The organism is Thiosulfatihalobacter marinus (assembly GCF_016019955.1).
Taxonomy (GTDB): domain Bacteria; phylum Pseudomonadota; class Alphaproteobacteria; order Rhodobacterales; family Rhodobacteraceae; genus Shimia; species Shimia marinus_A.
Map to the genome: position 1 here is coordinate 134,851 of NZ_JAECRZ010000009.1, position 22,496 is coordinate 157,346.

General features: G+C 58.8%; 18 protein-coding genes and 1 pseudogene. 2 read left to right on the forward strand and 17 right to left on the reverse strand.

Going from position 1 to position 22,496, the window contains the following annotated elements; all coding sequences use genetic code 11:
* Positions 1–71 precede the first annotated feature (71 nt).
* The gene (locus I3253_RS14195; RefSeq protein ID WP_027264314.1) at positions 72–1,217 is read left to right on the forward strand and encodes a CaiB/BaiF CoA transferase family protein; all 1,146 of its coding nucleotides are present in this window, start codon (positions 72–74) and stop codon (positions 1,215–1,217) included.
* Positions 1,218–1,233: 16 nt separating this feature from the next.
* Positions 1,234–2,400 (forward strand): CaiB/BaiF CoA transferase family protein, encoded by a 1,167-nt coding sequence (locus I3253_RS14200; protein ID WP_027264313.1) that lies wholly within the window; start codon positions 1,234–1,236, stop codon positions 2,398–2,400.
* Between the two features lie 23 nt (positions 2,401–2,423).
* Here I3253_RS14200 and I3253_RS14205 read toward each other — a convergent pair whose 3' ends face one another.
* The 17 genes and pseudogenes from I3253_RS14205 to I3253_RS14290 all read right to left on the reverse strand — a co-directional run bounded on the left by I3253_RS14205 (position 2,424) and on the right by I3253_RS14290 (position 22,486).
* Positions 2,424–3,581 (reverse strand): acyl-CoA dehydrogenase family protein, encoded by a 1,158-nt coding sequence (locus I3253_RS14205; RefSeq protein ID WP_027264312.1) that lies wholly within the window; start codon positions 3,579–3,581, stop codon positions 2,424–2,426.
* A 207-nt stretch (positions 3,582–3,788) separates the two neighbouring features.
* Positions 3,789–4,715, reverse strand: a complete 927-nt coding sequence (locus I3253_RS14210; protein ID WP_027264311.1) for an FAD-binding protein — start codon at positions 4,713–4,715, stop codon at positions 3,789–3,791.
* Positions 4,715–5,473 carry an electron transfer flavoprotein subunit beta/FixA family protein gene (locus tag I3253_RS14215; RefSeq protein WP_027264310.1) on the reverse strand — a complete coding sequence of 253 codons (759 nt, stop codon included), beginning with the start codon at positions 5,471–5,473 and terminating at the stop codon, positions 4,715–4,717. The genes I3253_RS14210 and I3253_RS14215 overlap by 1 nt, the downstream gene beginning before the upstream one ends.
* A 42-nt stretch (positions 5,474–5,515) precedes the next feature.
* Entirely contained in the window at positions 5,516–6,298 is a 783-nt protein-coding gene (locus I3253_RS14220; RefSeq protein WP_027264309.1) for an enoyl-CoA hydratase/isomerase family protein, read from the reverse strand.
* Positions 6,299–6,309: 11 nt separating this feature from the next.
* Positions 6,310–7,086 (reverse strand): enoyl-CoA hydratase/isomerase family protein, encoded by a 777-nt coding sequence (locus I3253_RS14225; RefSeq protein ID WP_027264308.1) that lies wholly within the window; start codon positions 7,084–7,086, stop codon positions 6,310–6,312.
* A gap of 77 nt (positions 7,087–7,163) precedes the next feature.
* Positions 7,164–8,414, reverse strand: coding sequence for an ABC transporter substrate-binding protein (locus tag I3253_RS14230; RefSeq protein WP_027264307.1), 1,251 nt, complete (start codon positions 8,412–8,414; stop codon positions 7,164–7,166).
* 95 nt (positions 8,415–8,509) lie between these two features.
* Positions 8,510–9,748 carry an ABC transporter substrate-binding protein gene (locus I3253_RS14235; RefSeq protein WP_027264306.1) on the reverse strand — a complete coding sequence of 413 codons (1,239 nt, stop codon included), beginning with the start codon at positions 9,746–9,748 and terminating at the stop codon, positions 8,510–8,512.
* Between the two features lie 33 nt (positions 9,749–9,781).
* Positions 9,782–10,591, reverse strand: coding sequence for an ABC transporter ATP-binding protein (locus I3253_RS14240; protein WP_050685932.1), 810 nt, complete (start codon positions 10,589–10,591; stop codon positions 9,782–9,784).
* Between the two features lie 10 nt (positions 10,592–10,601).
* Complete coding sequence (locus tag I3253_RS14245) at positions 10,602–11,675, reverse strand: branched-chain amino acid ABC transporter permease (RefSeq protein WP_028095207.1); 1,074 nt, start codon at positions 11,673–11,675, stop codon at positions 10,602–10,604.
* Between the two features lie 3 nt (positions 11,676–11,678).
* Entirely contained in the window at positions 11,679–12,566 is an 888-nt protein-coding gene (locus I3253_RS14250) for a branched-chain amino acid ABC transporter permease (protein ID WP_050685832.1), read from the reverse strand.
* Positions 12,567–14,486 (reverse strand): AMP-dependent synthetase/ligase, encoded by a 1,920-nt coding sequence (locus tag I3253_RS14255; RefSeq protein ID WP_197918534.1) that lies wholly within the window; start codon positions 14,484–14,486, stop codon positions 12,567–12,569.
* Complete coding sequence (locus tag I3253_RS14260; RefSeq protein WP_136340174.1) at positions 14,479–15,285, reverse strand: ABC transporter ATP-binding protein; 807 nt, start codon at positions 15,283–15,285, stop codon at positions 14,479–14,481. The genes I3253_RS14255 and I3253_RS14260 overlap by 8 nt, the downstream gene beginning before the upstream one ends.
* Before the next feature lie 37 nt (positions 15,286–15,322).
* Positions 15,323–16,177, reverse strand: coding sequence for an SDR family oxidoreductase (locus I3253_RS14265; RefSeq protein WP_197918536.1), 855 nt, complete (start codon positions 16,175–16,177; stop codon positions 15,323–15,325).
* A gap of 105 nt (positions 16,178–16,282) precedes the next feature.
* Entirely contained in the window at positions 16,283–17,449 is a 1,167-nt protein-coding gene (locus I3253_RS14270; protein WP_172975950.1) for an acyl-CoA dehydrogenase family protein, read from the reverse strand.
* Entirely contained in the window at positions 17,446–18,657 is a 1,212-nt protein-coding gene (locus tag I3253_RS14275) for a CaiB/BaiF CoA transferase family protein (RefSeq protein WP_152467184.1), read from the reverse strand. The genes I3253_RS14270 and I3253_RS14275 overlap by 4 nt, the downstream gene beginning before the upstream one ends.
* 123 nt (positions 18,658–18,780) lie before the next feature.
* A pseudogene (locus I3253_RS20475) lies at positions 18,781–19,203 on the reverse strand (IS66 family transposase); the annotation flags it as partial.
* Positions 19,204–19,405: 202 nt separating this feature from the next.
* Positions 19,406–22,486, reverse strand: coding sequence for an efflux RND transporter permease subunit (locus I3253_RS14290; RefSeq protein WP_197918539.1), 3,081 nt, complete (start codon positions 22,484–22,486; stop codon positions 19,406–19,408).
* Positions 22,487–22,496: the final 10 nt, after the last annotated feature.

The window sequence follows — 22,496 nt, forward strand, 5'->3', positions numbered from 1 at the left end:
TAATCGTATTGATTATGTTTCTAACAATTGTTAGATTTAGTCAACCTTTCAGGATCAATTGAGAGAAACTCATGCCAGGTTCAGATTTAGCCCCCCTTTCCGGCAAACTCGTCGTTGCGCTGGAACAGGCAGTCGCCGCGCCTTTTTGCTCCTCGCGGCTGGCCGATGCCGGCGCGCGTGTGATCAAGATCGAACGCAAGGGAGCCGGCGATTTCGCCCGCGCCTACGATACCGCCGCCAACGGTGAAAGCGCCTATTTCACATGGCTGAACCGAGGCAAAGAATCGGTCGCCTTGGACATTAAAGCCGACGAAGACCGTGAAATCCTGCTCAGGATGCTGGAAAACGCGGATGTGTTTATTCAGAACCTGCTGCCCGGCGCGCTGGCCAAGCTCGGGCTCGATTCCGCAAGTCTGCGAGAGAGGTTTCCGCGTCTGGTGACCTGCGACATCACCGGCTACGGAGAGGACGGCCCGATGCGCAACGCCAAGGCCTATGATCTTCTGGTGCAATGCGAAAGCGGCCTGGCATCGGTGACCGGCACGCCGGATGGACCGGGGCGGGTCGGCGTGTCGGTCTGCGATATCGCCACCGGCATGACAGCCCATGCCGGGATCTGCGAAGCGCTGGTCGGGCGTGATCGAACCGGCAAGGGCAGCGGCCTCTCGGTGGCCATGTTCGACGTCATGGCGGACTGGATGGCGGTTCCGCTTCTTTTTCACGACTATGCCAATCAGCCCACGCCCAGAACCGGGCTTGGTCACTCTGTCATATGCCCCTACGGCGCATTCCACTGCCGAGGCGGTGAACAGGTCGTCATCTCGGTCCAGAACAGCCGCGAATGGAACCGGTTCTGCGTACAGATTCTCGGCGACCCGGCCTTGGCCGATGATCCGCGATTCCATGATAATTCAGCCAGGATCGCGCACAAATCGGAACTCGAAGAGCTTATCAAGACCGTGTTCGGCGCGCACGAACGTGCCGAATTGTTGAAGCTGCTCGATGGCGCGGGCATTGCATCGGCGGCGGTGAACGACGTTGCCGCGCTGTCGGATCACCCGCAACTTGATCGGGCGACCATCGGCACGCCCTCGGGACCTGTCAGCATCGCAATGCCCCCGATACGACGCGGCAGCACCGAAGCCGCGATCGGACCGTCCCCCGCATTGGACGCCGATGGAGCGGCCATTCGCGCGGAATTCGGTTCTCGTTCCTAGAACAGGAAATCAACCCATGACCAATGCAAAGAACACCGCAATCCTGCAAAGCGTCAGGATCATCGACCTGACGTCGATCATCTTCGGTCCTCTGGCCACGCAGATGCTGGGAGATCTGGGAGCGGATGTGATCAAGGTGGAAGCGCCCGAGGGCGATCTTCTGCGCCAGGTTCAGCCATCGCGGCACAGGTTGATGGGCGCTGCGTTTCTAGGGGCCAACCGCAACAAGCGCAGCGTCGTACTCGACCTGAAAACGCAAGCCGATCGCGACCGTCTGCGCAAGTTGCTGGTCGATGCCGATGTGATGATTTCAAGCATCCGGCCCGCGGCGCTTGCCAGATTGTCTTTGGATCCGGAAACCTTACGGAACGAGAACCCGAGCCTGATCACGGTTTCTGCAACCGGATACGGGCAGGACGGGCCTTACGCTTCGAAACCGGCCTTTGATGACATCGTCCAGGCGGTTTCGGGTTTGGCCAGCCTGCCCACCCTTCGCGATCCAGAGGCAAAACCCGATTATTCCCCGACCATTCTTGCCGACAAGCTTGGCGGTGTTACCACGGCTTATGCCGTCATGGCAGCCCTGTTTCATCGGGAACGCACGGGCCAGGCACAGCATGTCGAGGTGCCGATGTTCGAAACGCTGACGGCGTTTCTGCTGGCCGAACACATGGACGGCGCGACATTCGACGAGGTGCCGAGGAATTTCGGATATGCCCGCATGTTGGTGCCGCACCGCCGCCCGCTCCAGACGGCGGACGGGTTCATCACGATCCTGCCCTATACCAACGCCCAATGGGCGCGGTTTTTCAAGACGGTCGGGCGCGACGACATGATCAACCACGTCTGGGTCACCGACATGGACACCCGCAGCCGTAACATCGGCGCCCTTTACGACATGGTTGCTCGGATTGCGCTGACGCGGACAACCGCCGACTGGCTGGCCCTGATGGAGCAGGCCGACATTCCCGCCATGCCGGTGAACACCCTGTCGGATCTGCCGAACGATCCGCACCTTTCCGTAACCGGTTTCTTTCAGAAGGTCGAACACCCCACCGAAGGTACGATCTGGATGACACGCCCGCCCATTCGATTCTCGGCGACACCGGCGCGGCATGACCTGCGCCCCGCCCCCGGACTGGGCGAACACAACGACGAGATCATCGGTCCGGGGGGCGACTAGTCTCCGACCCGGCACCCGACGGATCAAACATCCAGCGAACGTGCGATCAGTTCCTTCATGATCTCGTTGGTGCCGCCATAGATCATCTGGACCCTGCTGTCGGCATAAAGTCGCGCGATGGGGTATTCCATCATGAAACCGTAACCGCCGTGAAGTTGCAGGCATTCATGCATGACCTCGTTCTGCGTCTGGCTGCCCCACCATTTCGCCATCGAAGCCGTGGCCGCATCAAGTTCGCCCGCTTCAAGACGCGCGATCCCGTCATTTACGAAAGAACGTAGCAATTCGGCCTTGGTTTTGCATTCCGCCAGTTTGAAGCGTGTATTCTGGAAGTCCATGATCCGGCTTCCAAATGCCTTGCGGTCCTGAACATATTTCACCGTTTCATCGATCGCAAAATCAATAAAACCGAGGGCGGTAATGCCGATCATCAGCCGCTCCCAAGGCAGCTGCTTCATCAGCTGGTAGAACCCCTGCCCCTCTTCCGGACCAAGCAGGTTCGCCGTGGGCACGCGCACATCCTCGAAGAACAGCTCAGCAGTATCCGAACCTTTCATACCCAGTTTCTTCAGGTTCCGTCCCCGGCGAAAGCCCTCGGTGCCCTCGGTTTCCAGAACGATCAATGAAACGCCCTTAGCGCCGGCGTTGCGATCGGTCTTTGCCACGATAACAACGAGATCCGCCGTGTGCCCGTTTGTGATAAAGATCTTCGAACCGTTGATCTTGTAGTGGTTGCCATCCTTTTCCGCATAGGTTTGTACGTTCTGGAGGTCAGAGCCCGTTCCAGGCTCGGTCATGGCAATCGCCGCAACGCTGTCGCCGCTGACCAGTTTCGGCAACCACTTTTTCTTCTGTTCCTCACTGCCATATGCGTTGAGATAATGGATTACGATGGACTGAATCCCATAGCCCCAACCCGTATCACCGGTGCGCCCCTGCTCGTAGACGGTAATCGCGTCGAACCCGATGCCGCCACCGAACCCACCATATTCTTCGGCAATCGAGCCACCCATGACACCCTGCTGACCGACTGTTTTCCAGAAGTCGCGGTCAACAATTCCCTGCTCCGCCCATTTTTCAATCTTCGGAGCCATCTCTGCATCGAAAAGCCTGCGTGTACTATCGGCGAACATCTTGTGTTCATCCACTGCCCAGCTAGGGGAGTTCTTGATCAGAGACATGAATTTTTCCTATCGATTCAAGCTTGTGTTGAGCCAAAATCTAACAAGTGTTTTGCTTCTTGACAATGAACCGGAGCCGTTCTGACGAGGCGTCACAAGGCTTAGGACCGCGCGCATCCTAGTCCGTCCGATCCGCTCGCCGCCCATTCGGCTCGTACAAAAAGGCCCGACAAATCAGGCGGGCCTTTTTATAATTTTTGCAATGACTTACAACTTTTCGGTCAGTTCGGGCACGGCTTCGAACAGGTCGGCGACCAGGCCGTAATCGGCGACCTGGAAGATCGGTGCCTCTTCGTCCTTGTTGATGGCGACGATGATCTTGCTGTCCTTCATGCCCGCAAGGTGCTGGATCGCGCCCGAAATGCCGACGGCGATGTAAAGGTCGGGGGCGACCACCTTGCCGGTCTGGCCCACCTGCCAGTCGTTCGGGGCAAAGCCCGAGTCGACGGCGGCGCGGGATGCGCCAACGGCGGCGCCCAGCTTGTCGGCCAGTTTCTCGATCAGCGCGAAATCGTCTTCCGAGCCGACGCCACGGCCACCCGACACGACCACGCCGGCCGAGGTCAGTTCGGGCCGGTCGCTTTCGGCAACCTTGTCCTCGACCCATTGCGACAGGCCCGACGCCTGCGCGCCGTCCACCGTTTCGACCGAGGCCGAGTTGCCGGTGCCCGCCGCGTCGAAATTGGCGGTGCGGAACGAGATCACCTTTTTCGCATCCGACGATTTCACGGTCTGGATCGCGTTGCCTGCATAGATCGGGCGCTCGAACGTGTCGGCGTCGACGACGGCCGAAACATCGGTCAGCATCATCACGTCCAGCAGCGCGGCCACGCGCGGCAGCACGTTCTTGGCGTCGGTGGTGGCGGGCGCGACGATGTGGTCGTAGTCACCGGCCAGGCCCACGATCAGGTCGGCGGTCGATTCCGCCAGGCGATGACCCAGCGCGGGGTCTTCGGCGACCAGCACCTTGGCCACGCCGTCGATGGTGGCGGCCTCTTTCGCGGCATCGGCGGCCGAGGCGCCGGCACACAGCACGGTCACGTCACCCAGGTCCTTGGCAGCGGCCACGGCCTTGGCCGTCGCGTCCATCGACAGTTCGCCATTGTTGACTTCGGCAAGAAGAAGAACAGCCATCACACCGCCCCCTTTTCCTTGAGTTTCGACACGAGCTCGTCGACCGAACCCACCATTTCACCGGCGGCGCGTTCGGCCGGCTCGGACGTCTTGACCACGGTCAGGCGCGGGGTGACGTCGACGCCGTAATCGGCGGCGGTCTTTTCATCCAGCGGCTTTTTCTTGGCCTTCATGATGTTGGGCAGCGAGGCATAGCGCGGCTCGTTCAGGCGCAGGTCGACGGTGACGACCGTGGGCATCTTTACCTTGATGGTCTGCAGGCCGCCATCGACCTCGCGGGTCACCACGGCGTCGTCGCCTTCGATGTTCAGCTCGCTGGCAAAGGTCGCCTGGCTCCAGCCCATCAGCGCCGACAGCATCTGGCCGGTTGCGTTCATGTCGTTGTCGATGGCCTGCTTGCCGCAGATCACCAGGCCGGGCTCTTCCTCTTCGACGACCTTGGCCAGGATCTTGGCCACCGCCAGCGGCTCGATGTCCTGGTGCACGTCATCGGCGGCAACCACCAGGATGGCGCGGTCGGCGCCCATGGCCAGCGCGGTGCGCAGGGTTTCCTGCGCCTGCTTGACGCCGATCGAGACGGCGACGACCTCTTCGGCAGCGCCCTTTTCCTTCAGGCGGATCGCCTCTTCGACGGCGATCTCGTCGAACGGGTTCATCGACATCTTGACGTTGGCGAGATCGACACCGCTGCCATCCGCCTTGACGCGGACCTTCACGTTGTAGTCGATCACGCGTTTCACCGGCACGAGTACCTTCATTGGCGTGGTCTCCTTGAGTTTTGCGATAAGGTTTCAACCGAGCTAACGGTCTTTGAATTCTGGAGCTCTTTTTTCCGAAAACGCTTTCATCGCCTCGGGAAAGTCATGCGCGCACAGCAAAACGCTTTGGGCATCGCGCTCGATATCCAGCGCCTCGAGATAGCTGCACTCGGCTGCGGCGCGCATCACACGCTTGGCGGTCTGAACGCCAAACATCGGGTGCGTTGCAATCTCGCGGGCAATTTCCAACGCCCGTACCTCGACCTGGTTGGCCGGCACGCATTCTTCGACAACGCGCAGGTCCCTAGCGGTGCGCCCGTCGATTTCACGGCCCGTGAGCACCAGCATCCGCGCCACCCCCGCACCGGCACGCTGTTGAAGCAGCCAGCTAGATCCCGTGTCAGGACAGCCGCCGACGCGCGCAAAAACTTCGCACAGCCGGGCATCTTCGGCAGCAACGACAATGTCCGCCGACAAGGCCAGGCTTAGACCCGCGCCAAAAGCCACGCCGCATACCGCGGAAATCAAGGGTTTACAAAACAGATAGGCCGCGCGTCCGCCATCGTGCACGCGGTCCACCATTTCCGATGTCGCCCTTGCGCCTTTCGCGATCTCAGACTGAAACCCGACAAGATCGCCGCCGCTGCTGAAATGATCGCCACCGGTCATAACAACGACACGGATCGTATCGTCCCGTTCGGCTTCGCGCAGGAGCGCCACCAGTTCTTCGACGAACCCGATGCTGTAAGGGTTGCGTTTTGTCGGCTGAAGAAACCGCAGGATTCCGACAGGGCCTTCCCTGTCCAGACGAATAAGTTCAGTCATTCAAGCCTCCATCAGGTCCCAGTCCAGACGGGTGCTCGTTTTTCAGCGAAGGCCTTGGGGCCTTCAATCGCGTCGTTGCTGGCGTAAACCACTTCGTGCAGGCGCTTGCCCTCTTCCAGACCACCGGCACAGCCCAGATCCATGGTTGCGCGAACACTGCCTTTCGCGGCAACAACCGACAGCGGGGCCGCGCTGGCAATGCGTTTGGCAAGGTCGAAGGCCCGTGCGCGGACAGCATCGGGGGTGTCTTCGATATAGTTGGTGAACCCGTATTCGTGCAGGCGCTCGATCGGCATCAGGTCGCCGGTCAGAACGATCTCCATAAGGATGGGCTGTGGCAGCATGGACAATGCCGGCGATGCCCAGGGCGATCCACGACCGATCTTTACTTCGGTGATACCGACCTTGGTCCCCTTGAGACCGACCCGCAGATCGCAATTCAAGGTCAGCATCATGCCGCCCGCCATCAAAGACCCGGTCATCGCCGCGATGATCGGTTTCTTGCAGGCGCGCATGGTTTCGTGAAACGGATCGCGCATCTTGGACAGGATATCGACACCCTCGTCCCGCGCGATCTGGGTGGCTTCCTTCAGATCCAGCCCGGCACAGAACACGCCGCAATCGGCCGAGGTCAGTATTGCCGCGCGAATGCTGTCATCCGCCTCGATCTTCTCCCAGGCATCCGTCAGCCCGTTCGTTGCGGCCACGGAAAGTGCGTTCTTGCGTTCGGGCCGGTTGATACAGACGGTTGCGATGCCGTCTTCGATCTTCACATCAATGGGGCTCATAGCATTAACTTCGTTATTCATGGACTGTATTTGTGCGAAAAATCCCCGCGGCATGGGTGCCGCGGGGATGCTTGTGTTCATTCGACTGAGAACGACTCGGAGCTTTCCTTGATCACTTCCCAAACGATATCGAGGTAATCGGCGCTCCAGTCGGTAAGCGGAACCCAGGTCTCGCCATCCCACTGTTCGACCCGGGTCTTGCCACCGCCGCCATGGTCTTCCGCGGTCACCGTGACCGGCGCCATGAGACCGTTGCCGTCGAAGTTCTCGATCGCTTCATAGCCCGCTTTCATGCTCTCTGGCGTCAACGGCCATCCGTTCTCCTCGATCGCGATACGGGCAGCTTCGAAACCGACCGAATAGATCGCAAGACCGGTGTTGTAGTAGACATCGTGCACCAAGCTCTCGGGGCCGCTGCCTTCGCCATTGGCATAGTAGGTGTCCAGCATCGTCTTGACGAGCGGGACTTCCTGGCCGCCGGCCACGTTGGTCCCGCGCAGGATGCCTTTCGCCTCTTCCGCGCCGATATTGGCGATATCGACTTCGTTCAGCCAGTTCACCGACAGATAGCGGTCGATCGGGAAACGGTTGCGGCGCATTTCCTTCGAGGCGACCACATGTCCGCCCGCCAGTAGCCAGCTGATCACATAGTCGGGCTTGTCGCGGCGGATTTTGCTCCATGCGCCGGCTTGATCCGACCCGGGAAGCGGCACGGGATAAAGCTCCAGTTCGAACCCTTCCTTCTCGGAAAGCGTTTTCAGGATCTCGATCGGTTCCTGGCCAAAGGGGTAGTCCAGATAGATGAACCCGATCTTCGCATCGCTCAGATCACCGCCCATCTGCTCCTTGATGAATGCAACGTCGTTCGCCGCCTGCTGCCAATAGGTCGGGCCGACCGGGAAAACCCATTCGAACACCTCGCCATCCACGGCGTCACCCCGACCGACGAACGATTGCATCAGGATGTTACCGTCTCTCATTGCACGGGGCAGAACCGCATTCGTGACCGGCGTCGAGAGCATGTTGAAAATGAATACACCTTCACGCTTGAGCTGCTCGTAGCATTCCACGCCGCGCTGCGGTTCGTTGCCGTGATCGCGCACGATGATTTCCACCGGATGCCCTTCGATACCACCGTTTTCGTTGGTATACATCGCGAGGTCCTGAGCGGCCTGGGCCACCTGAGGCGAAATGAAGGTGTAGGACTTGCTGAGGTCGAAGCAGAGTCCGAAGCGGATCGGCTCCTTGTCCTGCGCTGAGGCCACAGTCGCGCTTGTTGCCAGCGCAGCAGCAAGGACCACTGCCTTAATTTGCTGTGTGACTTTCATGTTCTCTCTCCCGTTGGTTTGGTTTGGGGCGGTGATACTGTCTTATAAACGCCGCTGCCGCCCCGCGTAGCGTCGCCCTTCCTGCTATTGGTCATTCACTGCTCGTATTTTGAGGAACTTTCTTTCACCACGTCCCACACGACGTCCGTGTACTCAGAGATCCAGTCGGTTTGCGGCACCCAAGTCTCCCCGTCCCACATCTCGATCCGGGTCTTACCGCCGCCGCCATGATCTTCGGCCGTCACCGTAATGGGGGCCATCAGCCCGTTCGCGTCGTATCCCTCAAGAGATTCCAGTCCGGCTTTGTAGGACTCCGCGGTTATCGGAAGGCCTTCCTGTTCTGCCGCCCTGCGCGCGGCTTCGAACATGATTGAATACATCGCCAGACCGGTGTTGTAGAAAACGTCCTGCGTCTTCTCGATCGGGCCGGACCCCTCGCCCTTGTCATAAAGCTCGGCCATGATTTCCTGATACAGGGCAATATCCTGACCGCCCACGACATTGGTACCGCGCTTGATACCCTTGGCGGCCTCTTTACCGATGTTGGCGATATCGACTTCGTTCAACCAGTTGACCGAGATGTACTTGTCCATCGGAATGCGATTGCGCTGCATCTCCTTCGACGCGACCACATGCGCACCGCCCAACATCCAGACGATTACATGATCGGGCTTGTCGCGGCGCACCTTGGACCACACTCCGGCCTGGTCGCTGCCAGGCAGTGGCACAGGGTAAAGCTCAAGCTCGAAACCCTCTTTTTCGGACAAGGTTTCCAGGATCTCGATCGGCTCCTGTCCGAAAGGATAATCGAAATACACAAACCCCACCTTCACGTCCGACAAGTCGCCATCATGCAATTGCTTTATGTAGGCAACATCATTGGCCGCCTGTCCCCAATAGGTCGGTCCGACCGGATAGACCCATTCGAAAACGGTGCCGTCGACGGCATCGCCTCGGCCGACAAGCGACTGCATCAGGATACGCTCGTCTTCCATGGCCCGCGGCAGGATAGCCAGAGAGACCGGAGTGGACAGGGTATCGAAGACAAAGACGCCCTCGCGGCTGAGCTTGGAGTAGCACTCGATTCCGCGCTGCGGTTCGTTCCCGTGGTCACGCACGATGACTTCGACCGGTTCCCCACCGATGCCGCCCTTCATGTTGATGAGCTTGGCAAGGTCCATCGCGGCCTGCGAAACCTGCGGCGTGGCAAAGGTATAGGCTTTGCTGAGATCGTAGCAGATGCCGATCTTGAATGGCTCGGCCAGCGTCTGGGTGCCAAACATTGCTCCGCCGAACATTGATAATACGGCCAACGCTTTGGTAAGTTTCTTCATTTGTTCCTCCCTGAACAACTTCTGATTAGTACCTCAACTCAACCAACGTTTGCGTCGGCTGTAGTGCTTGACGTTGTGAAAGTCGGTCTCTCCGCCGCCTAGATAGAACTCCTGAATGTCGGAGTTAGATTTGAGCGCCTCGGCGGTGCCGTGCATAACAACGCGGCCGTTCTCGATAAGGTACCCTTGCGAAACGATTTCCAGAGCCGCCAGGGCGTTCTGTTCCACCAGCAGGACGGACAGGCCCTCATCCTTATTGATCTTTTGCAAGATGCCGAAGATCTCCTCGACCAGGAACGGAGCAAGCCCGAGACTTGGTTCATCAAGCATCAACAGCTTCGGCTGGGTCACGAGGGCCCGCCCAATGGCAAGCATCTGTTGCTCACCACCCGACAAATAGCCTGCTTGCGAACTTTTGCGTTCGGCAAGCCGCGGAAAATATCCGTAGATCTTGTCCTTTTCCGCATTCAGCGTTGATCGGGACATTCCGCGCGGCGCGGCGGCGGTCAGGTTCTCGTCGGGGGTCAGATGTTCGAAGACCCGCCGCCCTTCGATGACATGACAGATGCCCATCTCGACGCGTTCTTGCGCGAGCGCTTCGGTAATGTCCACTCCCTGGAACGTTATCTCACCTCGGCTGATGCGTCCGCGCTCAGCCTTCAAAAGACCGCTGATCGCTTTCAACGTGGTGCTTTTTCCCGCTCCGTTCGATCCCAAGAGTGCGATCATCTCGCCCTTTGGGACTTGGACCGAAACACCTTTGATCGCCAGTATTACATTGTCGTACAGTACTTCGACGCTGTTCATGGATAGAATGTTCTGGGCTTCAACTTTTTCTTGCATCGGCATTCCCCTATTTCTTGAACTGATCGAAGGGCCAGACCATCAGATAGTCTCTGATGTTGCCGTAGAGTTTTCCCAAACCGAGTGGTTCGATCAGAAGGATAATGACGATCAGTGCGCCATAGACTGCGTTCGGGATGTGAGCGAGTGTTTCAACATCGATCTGCATGCCAAGCCCGTCACTCAGCGTGACGACGAGACCGTTCACGATACCCGGAACAAGAAGGATCAGGGCAACACCGAAATAGGAACCGATAATGCTGCCAAGGCCGCCAACAATCACCATCGCAAGAACCTGGATCGAAACGGCAACCGAAAATTGCTCGGGTGCGGCGAGAAAGAAAAAGGTGGCAACAAGCAACGCACCGCTGACGCCTGCGATGAACGACGAAGTCGCGAACGCGAGGATTTTGTAGTAGAAACTGTTCACACCCAGGATCGCGGCCGCAAAGTCTTTTTCCCGGACAGCGACCAAGGCGCGACCGAGTCCAGTACGCTTGAGATTAAGCATGAAGATCGTCACCAACACACACCAGCCGAAGGCGACATAGTAGAAGCCAGTATCAGTGGTAATCTCTTGCCCGAGCAGAGCCAATGTCGGTGACTGGAGCGACGCGTGTGAACCCCCCGAGATCGCCGGAGAGTGGGTCAGAACCCAGTCCATCACGAATTGCATCGCAAGAGTGGTAAGGGCGAGATACAGTCCCTTGACCCGCAAAGCGGCAAAAGCAAACAGGCTGCCGATCACGGATGACGTCAATCCGCCGATGATCAGGGCGAATTCCCACGGCACCCCGAAACGCGCGGCATGGATCGACGAATACGCTCCGACGGCCATGACCGCAGCATAACCCAAGTGAAGTTGGCCTGCCCAACCTGTCACCAGATTCAATCCAAGCGCGGCGGCCGTCCAGATCAGCCAGGGAAGCATGTAGCTGTTCAGATAAAGCGACGGGATGATGAATGGCGCGGCAAGACCGATCAGAAAGATGAATGCTGTCAGATTTCTGTCGGCAGGCACCTTGAAGATACGGCTGTCCGAAACGTAGTTGGCGTGATGGACGCCGGAAAGTCTGTAAAACATCCCTTACACCCTTTCGATGTCGTGACGACCGAACAGCCCGTGCGGACGGATCATGACGGTAAGAATGAGCACGGCGGCGACGATAAGCTCACGGCTTCCGCCTCCGACAAGCGGATCGAGGAAATCAGAAACAACGTTTTCGACGACGCCCAGGATGATGCCTGCGATCACGGCGCCAAGGATACTGTCGAGACCACCGAGAACGGCAACTGTCAGACCTTTGAGAAGCAACAGCGACAGCGCCTGATCGACACCCTGAATCTCGCCCCAGATAACGCCCGCAGCGACGGCAACAACGGATGCCAGCGCCCAGGACAGGCCAACTCCGCGTTCAACCGAGATACCTACCGACCACGAAGCCATGTAATCATCCGCGATCGCCCGCAACTTGATCCCGGTCCGGGTTCGGAAAAACAGCATGAATGCGACAAACAAGGCGAGCGCAACACCGGCACCAACCAGATGGATGCGGCTGATGAAGATGTCGTCAAAAAACAGTGGATCATAGCTGACGCCCAATTCCATCGAACGTGACGTCCCGCCCCAAATCGCAAGCGTTGTACCCCGCAGGAAAATGTCGAGGCCGAGTGTCAGCATCAAGATCATGACAACCGGCCGACCTGCGAGACGGCGCAGAGCAACACGCTCAATGCCGAACCCAAGGCCGAACATGACAACCGCAGCCAGAGGGATGGCCAGCCACAAGGGTAAACCCACGTCGCGTGCCAGCGCCAGGACCACATAGGCCCCTACCATGGTCAACCCGCCCTGAGCCAGATTGGGCACCGAAGATGCCTTGTAAATCAGCACAAGGCCGATGGCGAATAGCGAGTACAGCAGACCCGTCAAGGCTCCGTTGATCGCAAGCTCTGATAGAAAGACCCAGTCCATTTATACCTCCCTGATGGGAAGGCTTCTTTCGACCTTCCCTACTTCCCCGGTCTCGTAAGTCACCTGCGCGCTTACATGGACCTCTTTTGAACCGTCGTAGAGCGCCGCGATCACGTCGGCATAGCGTTCCTGAACGACCTTCCTCCGCAGTTTTCGGGTTCGCGTGATTTCACCATCGTCCGGGTCGAATTCTTTCGGCAGACTTACAAAGCGTTGCAGGCGCAATGGTTCGGTGACGGCCTTGTTGACCCGTTGGAAGGCCTCGCGAAGCAACGTCGCGACCTCTTCACGCTGAGAAAGATCGGCATAAGACACATAGGGCACGCCGTTCACCTCTGCCCAGTGGCCAACGGCTTCGAAATCCACGCAGACCATAGCCGTCAATTCGTCAAGCCCGGCGCCGATTACGGCAGCATCCTTAATATAAGGGCTGAATTTCAACCGGTTCTCGATGTAGTTTGGCACAAACCGCTCGCCTCCGGCCGTATGCATGACCTCGGAGACGCGCCCCAGAACAACCAGGTGTCCATCTTCCTCCAAATACCCGGCATCACCTGTATGCAGCCACCCGCCCTCAAGGGCTTCGGCGGTCGCTTCGGGTTTGTTGAAGTACCCTTCGAATACGCTGTCCGAGCGTACCAAGATCTCCCCGTCCTCGGCGATGGTCACCTCGACGCCGGGCGCGGGTTTGCCAACCGTATGAAGGCGCACTTCACCCGGAGACTGAATTGCATTGATCGCGCTGTTTTCGGTTTGGCCGTAGAGTTGGCGCAATTTGATTCCCAAGGCTCGGTAGAAAACAAAGGTGTCTTCGCCGATTGCTTCACCGCCGGTGAACGCGTTCTTGAGTCGGCTCATTCCGAACTGGTCCTTGACCGGACCGAAAATGATTGCCTCGCCCAAAAGTCGGCCCAAAGGCTCAAGAACACCGCCGCTTTTGCCATTCAGCTTGCGCGTTTCCGCCGCGATGGCCCGATCCATGAAAAAATGGTACAGCCGTTTCTTTAAAGGGGTCGAATTTTCGATACCCACCTGGATTGTCGTCAGCATCTGGTCCCAGCTTCTCGGAGCCGCCAGATAGAAGGTCGGAGCGATCTCGCGCATGTCGCGCACGACCGTTTCCTGGCGCTCAGGCACATTCACGGTGAAACGCCAAAGGAGTGCCGCGGCAACGGTTATGGCGTAGTCTCCCACCCAGGCCATCGGCAAGTACGCGAGGATCTCCTCATTTTCGTCGAAGGCACCCGCCGCATGTCCATTCCGAGCAGCAGCAAGAACGTTCTTCTGACTCAGTACGATGCCCTTCGGCGCGCCCGTCGTTCCGGAGGAGTGCAGAAAAATGGCCGGATCTTCCGGCTTCGCACGACTAAGCAGTTCCTCACGCAGGCCCGGGGTTTCGTTCAGATCGTGCTGACCAACTTCGATCAGGTGATCCCAGGACAACAGCCCTTCAACCTCGTAGAAGCCAAGACCGCGCGCTTCATCATAAATGATGTGGTCGATGCCCTCGGCGCCCGCGTCCTTCAGTTCCAGGATCTTGTCAACCTGTTCCTGATCTTCCGCAATGGCCGCGACGATCTCGACTTCGCCAAGAAAGTGCCTTAGTTCCTCAAGAGTTGCGCCCGGATAAGCGGGCATGGCGTAGGCACCAAGCAACGAAACAGCCAGCATGCCGCCATAGAGCCGCGCACGGTTATCGCCCAGAACAAGCACTGCTTTGCCAGGCTTCACGCCGATTTTTTCAAGCCCAGCCGCACAGGCCACCACCTCTTGGGCGTATTCCGCCCAGGTGGTTTCTTTCCATATCCCACGCTCTTTTTCGCGACGGGCGATATCCTTTCCGTGGAGCGACGCGTTCTTCGCCAGAAGTGCACCAATCGTTTCGCCGCCTGAAGACCGGTTCTTCGTAAAATCAGTCATGCGACCCTCCGATATATGCCTCGATGACCCGCGGGTCCTTCACAACCTCCTTGGGGATGCCACTGGCGATCATTTCACCGTAGTTCAGTGCCAGCATCCGATCACAAATGCCGGTGATGACATCCATATGGTGTTCGATCAGCAGAACGCTGACGCCGCGTTCGGCACGGGCATCCAGAATGAAACGGGACATATACCCTTTCTCTTCCTGGTTCATGCCGGCCATCGGTTCATCGAGAATCAGCATCTGTGGCTCGGCCACCAATGCCCGCGCCAGCTCGACCCGCTTTTTCAACCCGATCGGAAGACCATCGACCAACTCATGCCGAATGCTCTCGAGCTGTAGAAACTCGATCACCTCCTCGACGATTTTACGGTTCTCGATTTCTTCACGCTGTGCTGCCCACCAATATAGCGCCGTACGCAAAACGCCTGGGCTCATGTGGATGTGCCGCCCGAGCAGGATGTTGTCCAGAACGCTCATCCCGTTGAACAGGGCAAGATTTTGGAACGTTCTGGCAACGCCGAGCTTGGCAACCTTGTGAGGCGCCGTACCCGTAATGTCGTTTCCTGCCAGCCGGACCCTGCCCTCGTTTGGCGGGTAAAATCCGGTAATTGCGTTTGTTAGCGTTGTCTTGCCGCTGCCATTCGGACCGACAAGTCCAAAGATTTCCCCTTGTCGAATAACGAGGTCAACACCGGTGACAGCGACGATGCCGCCGAACCGTCGTTCGACCCCGCTGCACTCCAGTATCGCCCCATCATCGGCTCCGATTGCTGTGTTAATCCTTGTCGTCATCTAGATATCATTGTCCCCCTAAGGTTCACGGCCAACATCAGGTAATCCGGAAGTAGTCCGGCCGCCCCGTTGGCCATGGATCCCCCCACAATTGCTGCCCACCGTCGATGTTCAGAACTTCTCCGGTTACGAATTTCCCTGAATTCGCCGCCATATAGACAACCCCTTCAGCGACATCCCATTCGTCCCCGGCGTGCCGCATCGGGTTGGAGTCCTGAAAGGTCGCAGAACCCTCCGGAGGGTAGTTCCCGAAACCGTTGCTTTCGCAGCAACCCGGCGCCACGCAGTTCACTCGGATACCGTGCGGGGCCCACTCCACCGCAACCGACTTGGACAGGTAAACTACCCCTGCCCGGGCCGCACAGGTATGCGCGATGCCGGGCATGCCGCGCCAGATATCGGCCACGATGTTGACGATGGAGCCCGATTGCTTGTTGGCAACCCAGTGGCGCGCCGTGGATTGCATCATCCACCACGTGCCGTTCAGGTTGGTGTCTATGACCGCATTCCAGCCCTTTGGACTAAACTCCAACGCTGCTTGCGGAAACTGACCCCCAGCATTGTTCACCAATACGTCAATCGCCCCGAACTCCTGGTTCGTCTTGGCGACAAAATCCTCGACCTGCTCAGGCTCCCGGATGGTCATAGGCACAGCGAAAACTTCGCCCCCGAAACTTTCAAGAAACTTCTTGGCCAAAGCCAGTTTCTCTTCGTTGCGTCCATTGATCGCCAGATTGGCCCCGAGCCTTGCGAACAAGGTCGCAATTGCCAGCCCCAATCCGCCTCCGGCCCCGGTCACCACAACGACTTTGCCGGTGAATAAACCGCTTGCGTAAACGGTTGCACGTTTTGATAGGTCCTCCCTCGAAGACCCAAACTGCGTCTTATTCATGACGCCTCCTCCCATTCCCCATTAGGGGCAGCTGCCAGTAATCTAACGGGCGTTAGAAAATTGGTCAAGACAACTTTTCCCACCAGCCCCGCCCGTTATCTCCGATCAGTAAGACTTTGGAAGTCCAAGGGCTTTTTCTGCTATGAACGACAGAAGCATCTGCGGTGTCACCGGTACGATGCGGAACAGCAGAGCTTCACGTACCAGTCGCTCCACGTGATATTCCTTAGCATATCCGAATCCGCCAAACGTAATTTGCGCGGCTTCGGTCGCCTCGACCGCGGCGTCGGCGGCCAAAAGCTTGGCGGCGTTCGCCTCGACGCCGCAGGGTTCTCCCGCATCGTAGAGGGCTGCAGCGTGCATCACCATGAGATTGGCAGATTCCACTCGCGCCCAGGCTTTGGCGAGTGGATGCTGAACACCCTGATTTTGGCCGATCGGGCGGTCAAAAATCACACGTTCGTTTGCATAATGCGCCGCTCGCGCCAGTGCGTTGCGCGCAATACCGATGCATTCACCGGCCACCAGGATGCGTTCGGGATTCAACCCGTGCAAAATTTGCCTAAAGCCTTTGCCCTCCTCCCCGATCAGGTCCTCAGCCGGAATCGGCAATCCATCGATGAAGACTTCGTTCGAATCGACAGCCTTTCGACCCATCTTTTCGATCTCTCGCACGTCAACGAAATTTCGGTCGAGATCTGTATAGAACAGGCTCAGCCCTTCGGTCGGGCTGCTCACATCCTCAAGCCGCGTTGTTCTGGCCAGAAGCAACATCTTGTCTGCCACCTGCGCGGTAGAAATCCAGACTTTTTGTCCGTGCACGACATATCTGTCCCCCCGCCGCACCGCCATGGTCTTCAGCTTTGTGGTATCCAGCCCCGTCGTCGGTTCGGTCACGGCGAAACAGGCCTTTTCATCGCCTGCTATTAGAGGGCCAAGCATACGCGCGCGCTGCTCATCGGTCCCAAACTTCACCACCGGGTTGAGCCCGAAAATGTTCATGTGGATGGCCGAGGCTCCGCTTGCGCCGGCCCCCGACTCGGCGATTGCCTGCATCATTATGGTCGCCTCGGTGATCCCCAGACCAGCGCCGCCGACAGCTTCTGGCATGGCGATACCCAGCCAGGCGCCATCGGCCATTGCCCTGTGCAGTTCATGGGGAAAACCACCGTTGCGATCCCGATCCAGCCAATAGTCGTCGTCGAACCTTGCGCAAATCCGCAGAACCTGGTCGCGAATCTCTTGTTGGTCGGCGGTCAATCGAAATGTCATAGCGCGCGCCCTCTTTCCAATCTTACGAGCCCAGCCTCACATAGGGCAGCGATCCGCTCATCGTCAAAACCAAGATCACGCAGAATGCTTTGGCTGTCTGCGCCAGGCGGTCGTCCCAGCCAACGAAGCTGACCGGGCGTCGCGCTGAGATGAGGGACCGGACCAATGACCTGAGTCTGTTCGCCAGCGACCGACACGATATCCCCGCGATGGCGTATCTGCTCGTTCGTCGCGATTTCCTCGACACTCAACACACGCGAGGCAACGGCATCATGGCGGGCGAATACCGCCTCCACTTCCTTAGCCGTGTGCTGCGTGACGAAATCATTGATCGCGTCAAAGACCACCGTCATGTGCTGCGACATCTCGCCGAGTGTCGCAAACCGCGGATCATCGGCAAGGGCGTCCCCGCCGACTGCCCGCAACAGTCGGTGCGCGGTTTCCGCGCTCCCTGCGGAAACGGTCAGCCACACCCCATCGGACGTTCGGAACATCCCCCCCGGAGCAAAGTCCATCGGCTGGCGCAGCCCATTGCGCCGCGGCGAGAGGTTCGCGCCCGTCAATGCGGGAACAGGATAGTCCATCAACCGAAGCAACGCCTCGAACACCGCAAGATCGACGACCTGACCGCGTGCAATGCCCTTTTCGCGAGCAAATAGCGCGATCATGATTCCCAAAGCGCCCATCAGCCCTGTCGTGCTGTCGGCCGCCGGAAAGCCGGGGTGCATCGGCGGCCCGTCGGGAAAACCGGTCAGATGCGCTAATCCACTCATGGCCTCCGCAGCACGCCCAAACGCTGGCACGTCGCGCATCGGACCGTCCTGTCCGTAACCTGAAACCCGCAAGACAACCAAGTCCGGGTTCCAATCGTGCAAGACGTCTGGCCCAACACCGGCACGTTCCAGCACACCCGGTCGGAAATTTTCGATCAGCACGTCGGCATCTTCGACCAACTTTCGCAGGATGTCCCGGCCCTCGTCGGACTTCCAGTCCAGGCCTAGTGTTTTCTTGTTACGGCCCAAAGTCTTCCACCAGACGCCCACCCCATCCTCTGCCTTGGGTCCAAGGTCGCGCATCATATCCGTCCGGTTGGGGGCTTCGATCTTGATGACATCTGCACCAAAATCCGAGAGTAAAGCTGCCGCAAGTGGTCCGGCAATTACGTGACCAAGTTCTATAATCTTCAGTTGATCAAGGGGTCCAGACATCTGCACTTTCGACTTTGCTAATTTTCTAATGGTTGTTCGATTCCTAGCAAAGGCGAAGTCGGACCTCAAGATTCAAAGGTAATCACTTCCCCAAAAACGTAACCGCCCGGTTGTTACCGCGGATCAGTTTATCGGCGTCCAGTTCCATGAAAGCAGTTCGTTGAGCGGGTTGGTCATGTGATTGTGGATGCGGTCGAGGATTTCGGCCAGCCAGGCTTGCCGATCGTGGCCGTTCATCTTGGCTGTCTCGACAAGGGAGATCGCCCGGGACAGCGTTTCGCCACCGCTGTCGGAGCCTGCAAAAAGTCAGTTTTTTCGCCCGATGCTGATCGGGCGCATGACGCGCTCGGCGGTGGTGTCGTCGATGCCGACGCGGCCATCTCCAAGGAAGAGCTCGAATGACGGCCAGCAGCTGAGACCATAGCGGAAGGCCTTCGCGAGACCGTCCTTGCCGGGAATGCGTAGCAGTTGGGCCTCGGTCCATGCCTTGAAGGCCTAGACCATGGAGCGGGAGTGCGCCTGGCGTGCTGCCAGCCGCAGTTTCGCTGTCTTTTTTGCCCACCCGAACTATGGCCTGCCGTGCGTTCTTTCAGGCCTGTGGGACGAAGCGCTCGTCTTTGGCGGCACCGAAGTGGCTCCGACATTCGGCGGTTTTCTCGAAGGCGCGCTTGAGGCGACGGAACATGCCTACACCGTCCTTAAGACGGGTCGAGGGCGCTCAGAGAAACGCTTATAACTGCATCTGCGTTCAGGCTGTCGCTGGGGAACCTGAAGGAGCGTTTTCTTGTTTAGGCGGCTTGATCAAGAAGAACAGCGCATACAATACCGGCACCGCGACCAGTGTCAGGATCGAGGCGAACGCGAGGCCACCCATGATTGTGACAGCCATCGATGCGAAGAAGGCGTCTGATATGAGCGGAGTCATACCGAAAATCGTTGTGCCCGCAGCCAGCACGACGGGCCTCAAACGGCTGACCGAGCCATCGATTACCGCCTGATAGTCCTCGACACCTTCGGCGCGTTGCTGATCGATTTCTTCCACCAGCACAATGGCATTCTTCATCAGCATCCCGGAAAGGGACAAGAAGCCGAGAAGCGCCGTGAACGTGAACGGTAGCCCAGTGAACAGCAGACCAAGAACCATCCCCGTGACCGACATCGGAACCACGAGCCACAGGATCAGTGGCTGGCGCACTTTGTTGAACATCAGGATCGAAATTGTCAGCATTACCAGAAAGCCCAAGGGAAGCTGTTTGCCGAGACTTGCCTGCGCTTCTCCCGCGCTTTCGAACTCGCCACCCCATTCCATCGTGTAGCCTTCGGGAAGCCGAATGGCTTCGATATCAGAGCGGACACTGCGAAAGGCCTCATCTGCTGTCAGGTCGCCGCCTGCACCGCCGAGGACCGTTATCGTACGCTCACGGTCGCGGCGGTGGATAAGGGCCTCGACGAGGCGGGGCTCAAAGCCGGAGACGAGGTTGGCCATCGGCACATAGCCATTTGCACCCGGCGACCAGACGGAGAGATCGCGCAAACGATCCAGCCCGTCGCGCTCGACCTCGGGAAGCCGCAGATACATAGGGATTTCGGCATCGCCTTCGCGCAGGGTGCCGACCCGCAGGCCCGAGGTCCCGTATTGCACGGTGTCGGAAATCGATCCGCGAGTCGCACCGGCCAACCGCATGCGAGCCTCGTCGACGATGGGTTCGACGAGAATTTCGCGCTGTCGCCAGTCTGTGCGCGGGTTTGTGATCGTGCCGGCCTCGTCGAAGATCGCAAGCGCGTTATCCGATAGCTGCCGGAGGACTACCGGATCGGGTCCCGAAAAGCGAACGGCGACATCGGCCCCGGCAGGCGGACCGAAGACGATCTCCTCGACGCGGATAAGAGCATTGGGGAATTGCGCCGGCAGTTCGCGATTGAGACGCGCCGCAACATCGGGGATGAGTGTGGCATCGGTCGCACGCACGATCAGCTGACCGTAGCTCGCATCGGCCTGCTCAGGGTTGTAGGTCAGCATGAAGCGGCTGGCCCCTCGCCCGACAAGCGTTGTAACGTCCGTCACTATCTCCTCGCCTAAGATGATCGCCTCGAGCCGGGCCATTTCTTCATTCGTGGCTCGAATGTCCGTGCCCTGTGGCATCTGGAATTCGACGTAGAATATCGGGGTGTTCGACGCCGGAAAGAAAGCCTGCTTGACTTGGCCGAAGGCCATGACCGACCAGACCGTGATTCCGACGACCGTCAGGACTACGAGCACGCGGGCGCGCAGCGCCATCCAGAGGAAACCGCGATAAGCCGAATAGACTAAGCCGCGATAGGGGTCCTTGGAGGTGTCTCTTGGCGCCTTCAGAAGGAGCTTCCCAAGATAGGGTGTAACGGTTACGGCGAGGATCCAGCTCATCAGCAACGAAATCGCGATAACCGCGAAAAGCGAGAACAGGAATTCTCCGGTGGCGTCTGGCGATAGCCCAATGCCCGAAAACGCCATGATCCCGATCACGGTGGCCCCAAGCAGGGGAAACCCTGTCGCGGTCTCTGTATCGGCGGCGGCGTCTTCGGCGGACTTGCCCCGCGCCATGCCAATCAGCATGCCTTCGGCGATCACGATGGCATTGTCGACCAGCATGCCCATGGCGATGATCAAAGCCCCGAGACTGATCCGTTCCATCTCGATGCCGAAGACAGACATGAAAAACAGTGTGGAAAAAACCGTGAGGCCCAGCGTGGCACCCACGACCAAACCCGCGCGCCAACCCATGGTCAGCATCAGCGCCCCGATGACGATGGCCACGGATTGACCGAGGCCGACGAGGAAGCTCGAGACCGCTTCGTCGACGACCTTATGCTGTTCATAGATCGGTACGATCTCGACGCCGTCCGGCAATTCGGTCTTCAGCTGGTCCAGCCGTGCCTCGACCGATCTGCCGACCTCGACAACGTTGCGGTCCACGAGCGCCGAGACCCCGAGGGTGAAGGCCCGCGTGCCATTGTGACGCACGATCTGGCTCGGCCGCTCTGTCTCCTCTCGGACCACGCGAGCGATGTCGTAGAGCGCAATCTGCCCGACCTCTCCGGGGGCGCCGAGCCGCAGCGCCTCTATGCCCTCGACGCTGACATAACCCGGCGGAACGGACACGCCCAGCCGAGACAGCCCTTCGCTGATCTCGCCGTTGGAGAAAACCTGGTTTTCGTCGGCGATGATACCGAGGATCTGGTCCGGTGGCAGGCCCAGTTCGGTCAGGCGCGCCGAAGGGATCGAAATGATGATCTCCTCTTCAGCCAGCCCCTGAACCTCGATCTTGGCCACCCCGTCGACGGTGACAAGGTCGCGCCGCAGTTTAGTCGCGAGGTCTCGCTGTTCCGAGGCGCTCAACCCATCGGCCGTCACAGCGTAGAACATGCCGTAGACGTCGCCGAAATCGTCATTGATGATCGGAGACTGCGCACCGGAGGGAAGCTCTCCTTCGATGTCGCGGATACGGCGGCGCATCTCGTCCCAGACCTGCGGAATCTCGTCGGGCCCATAGGTCATCTCGATCTCGACCGTGATCTGGGCCATGCCCGGCATGGATTTCGATTCCACCCGGTCGAGCTGCTTCATCTGTTGGAGTGCGCTCTCCACGACATCGGCGACTTCCTCTTCCACTTCCATCGCGGTCGCGCCCGGATAGGGCACGAAAACGAGCGCCGTCTTGAGCGTGAAACTCGGGTCTTCGAGGCGTCCGACCGTGTTCAGTCCCCACAAGCCGCCGATAAGGCAAAAGACAATTGCCAGCCAAACGGCGACCGGACGTCGGATGCTTGCGCGTGAAATACTCATTGTCATGGTTTCGACT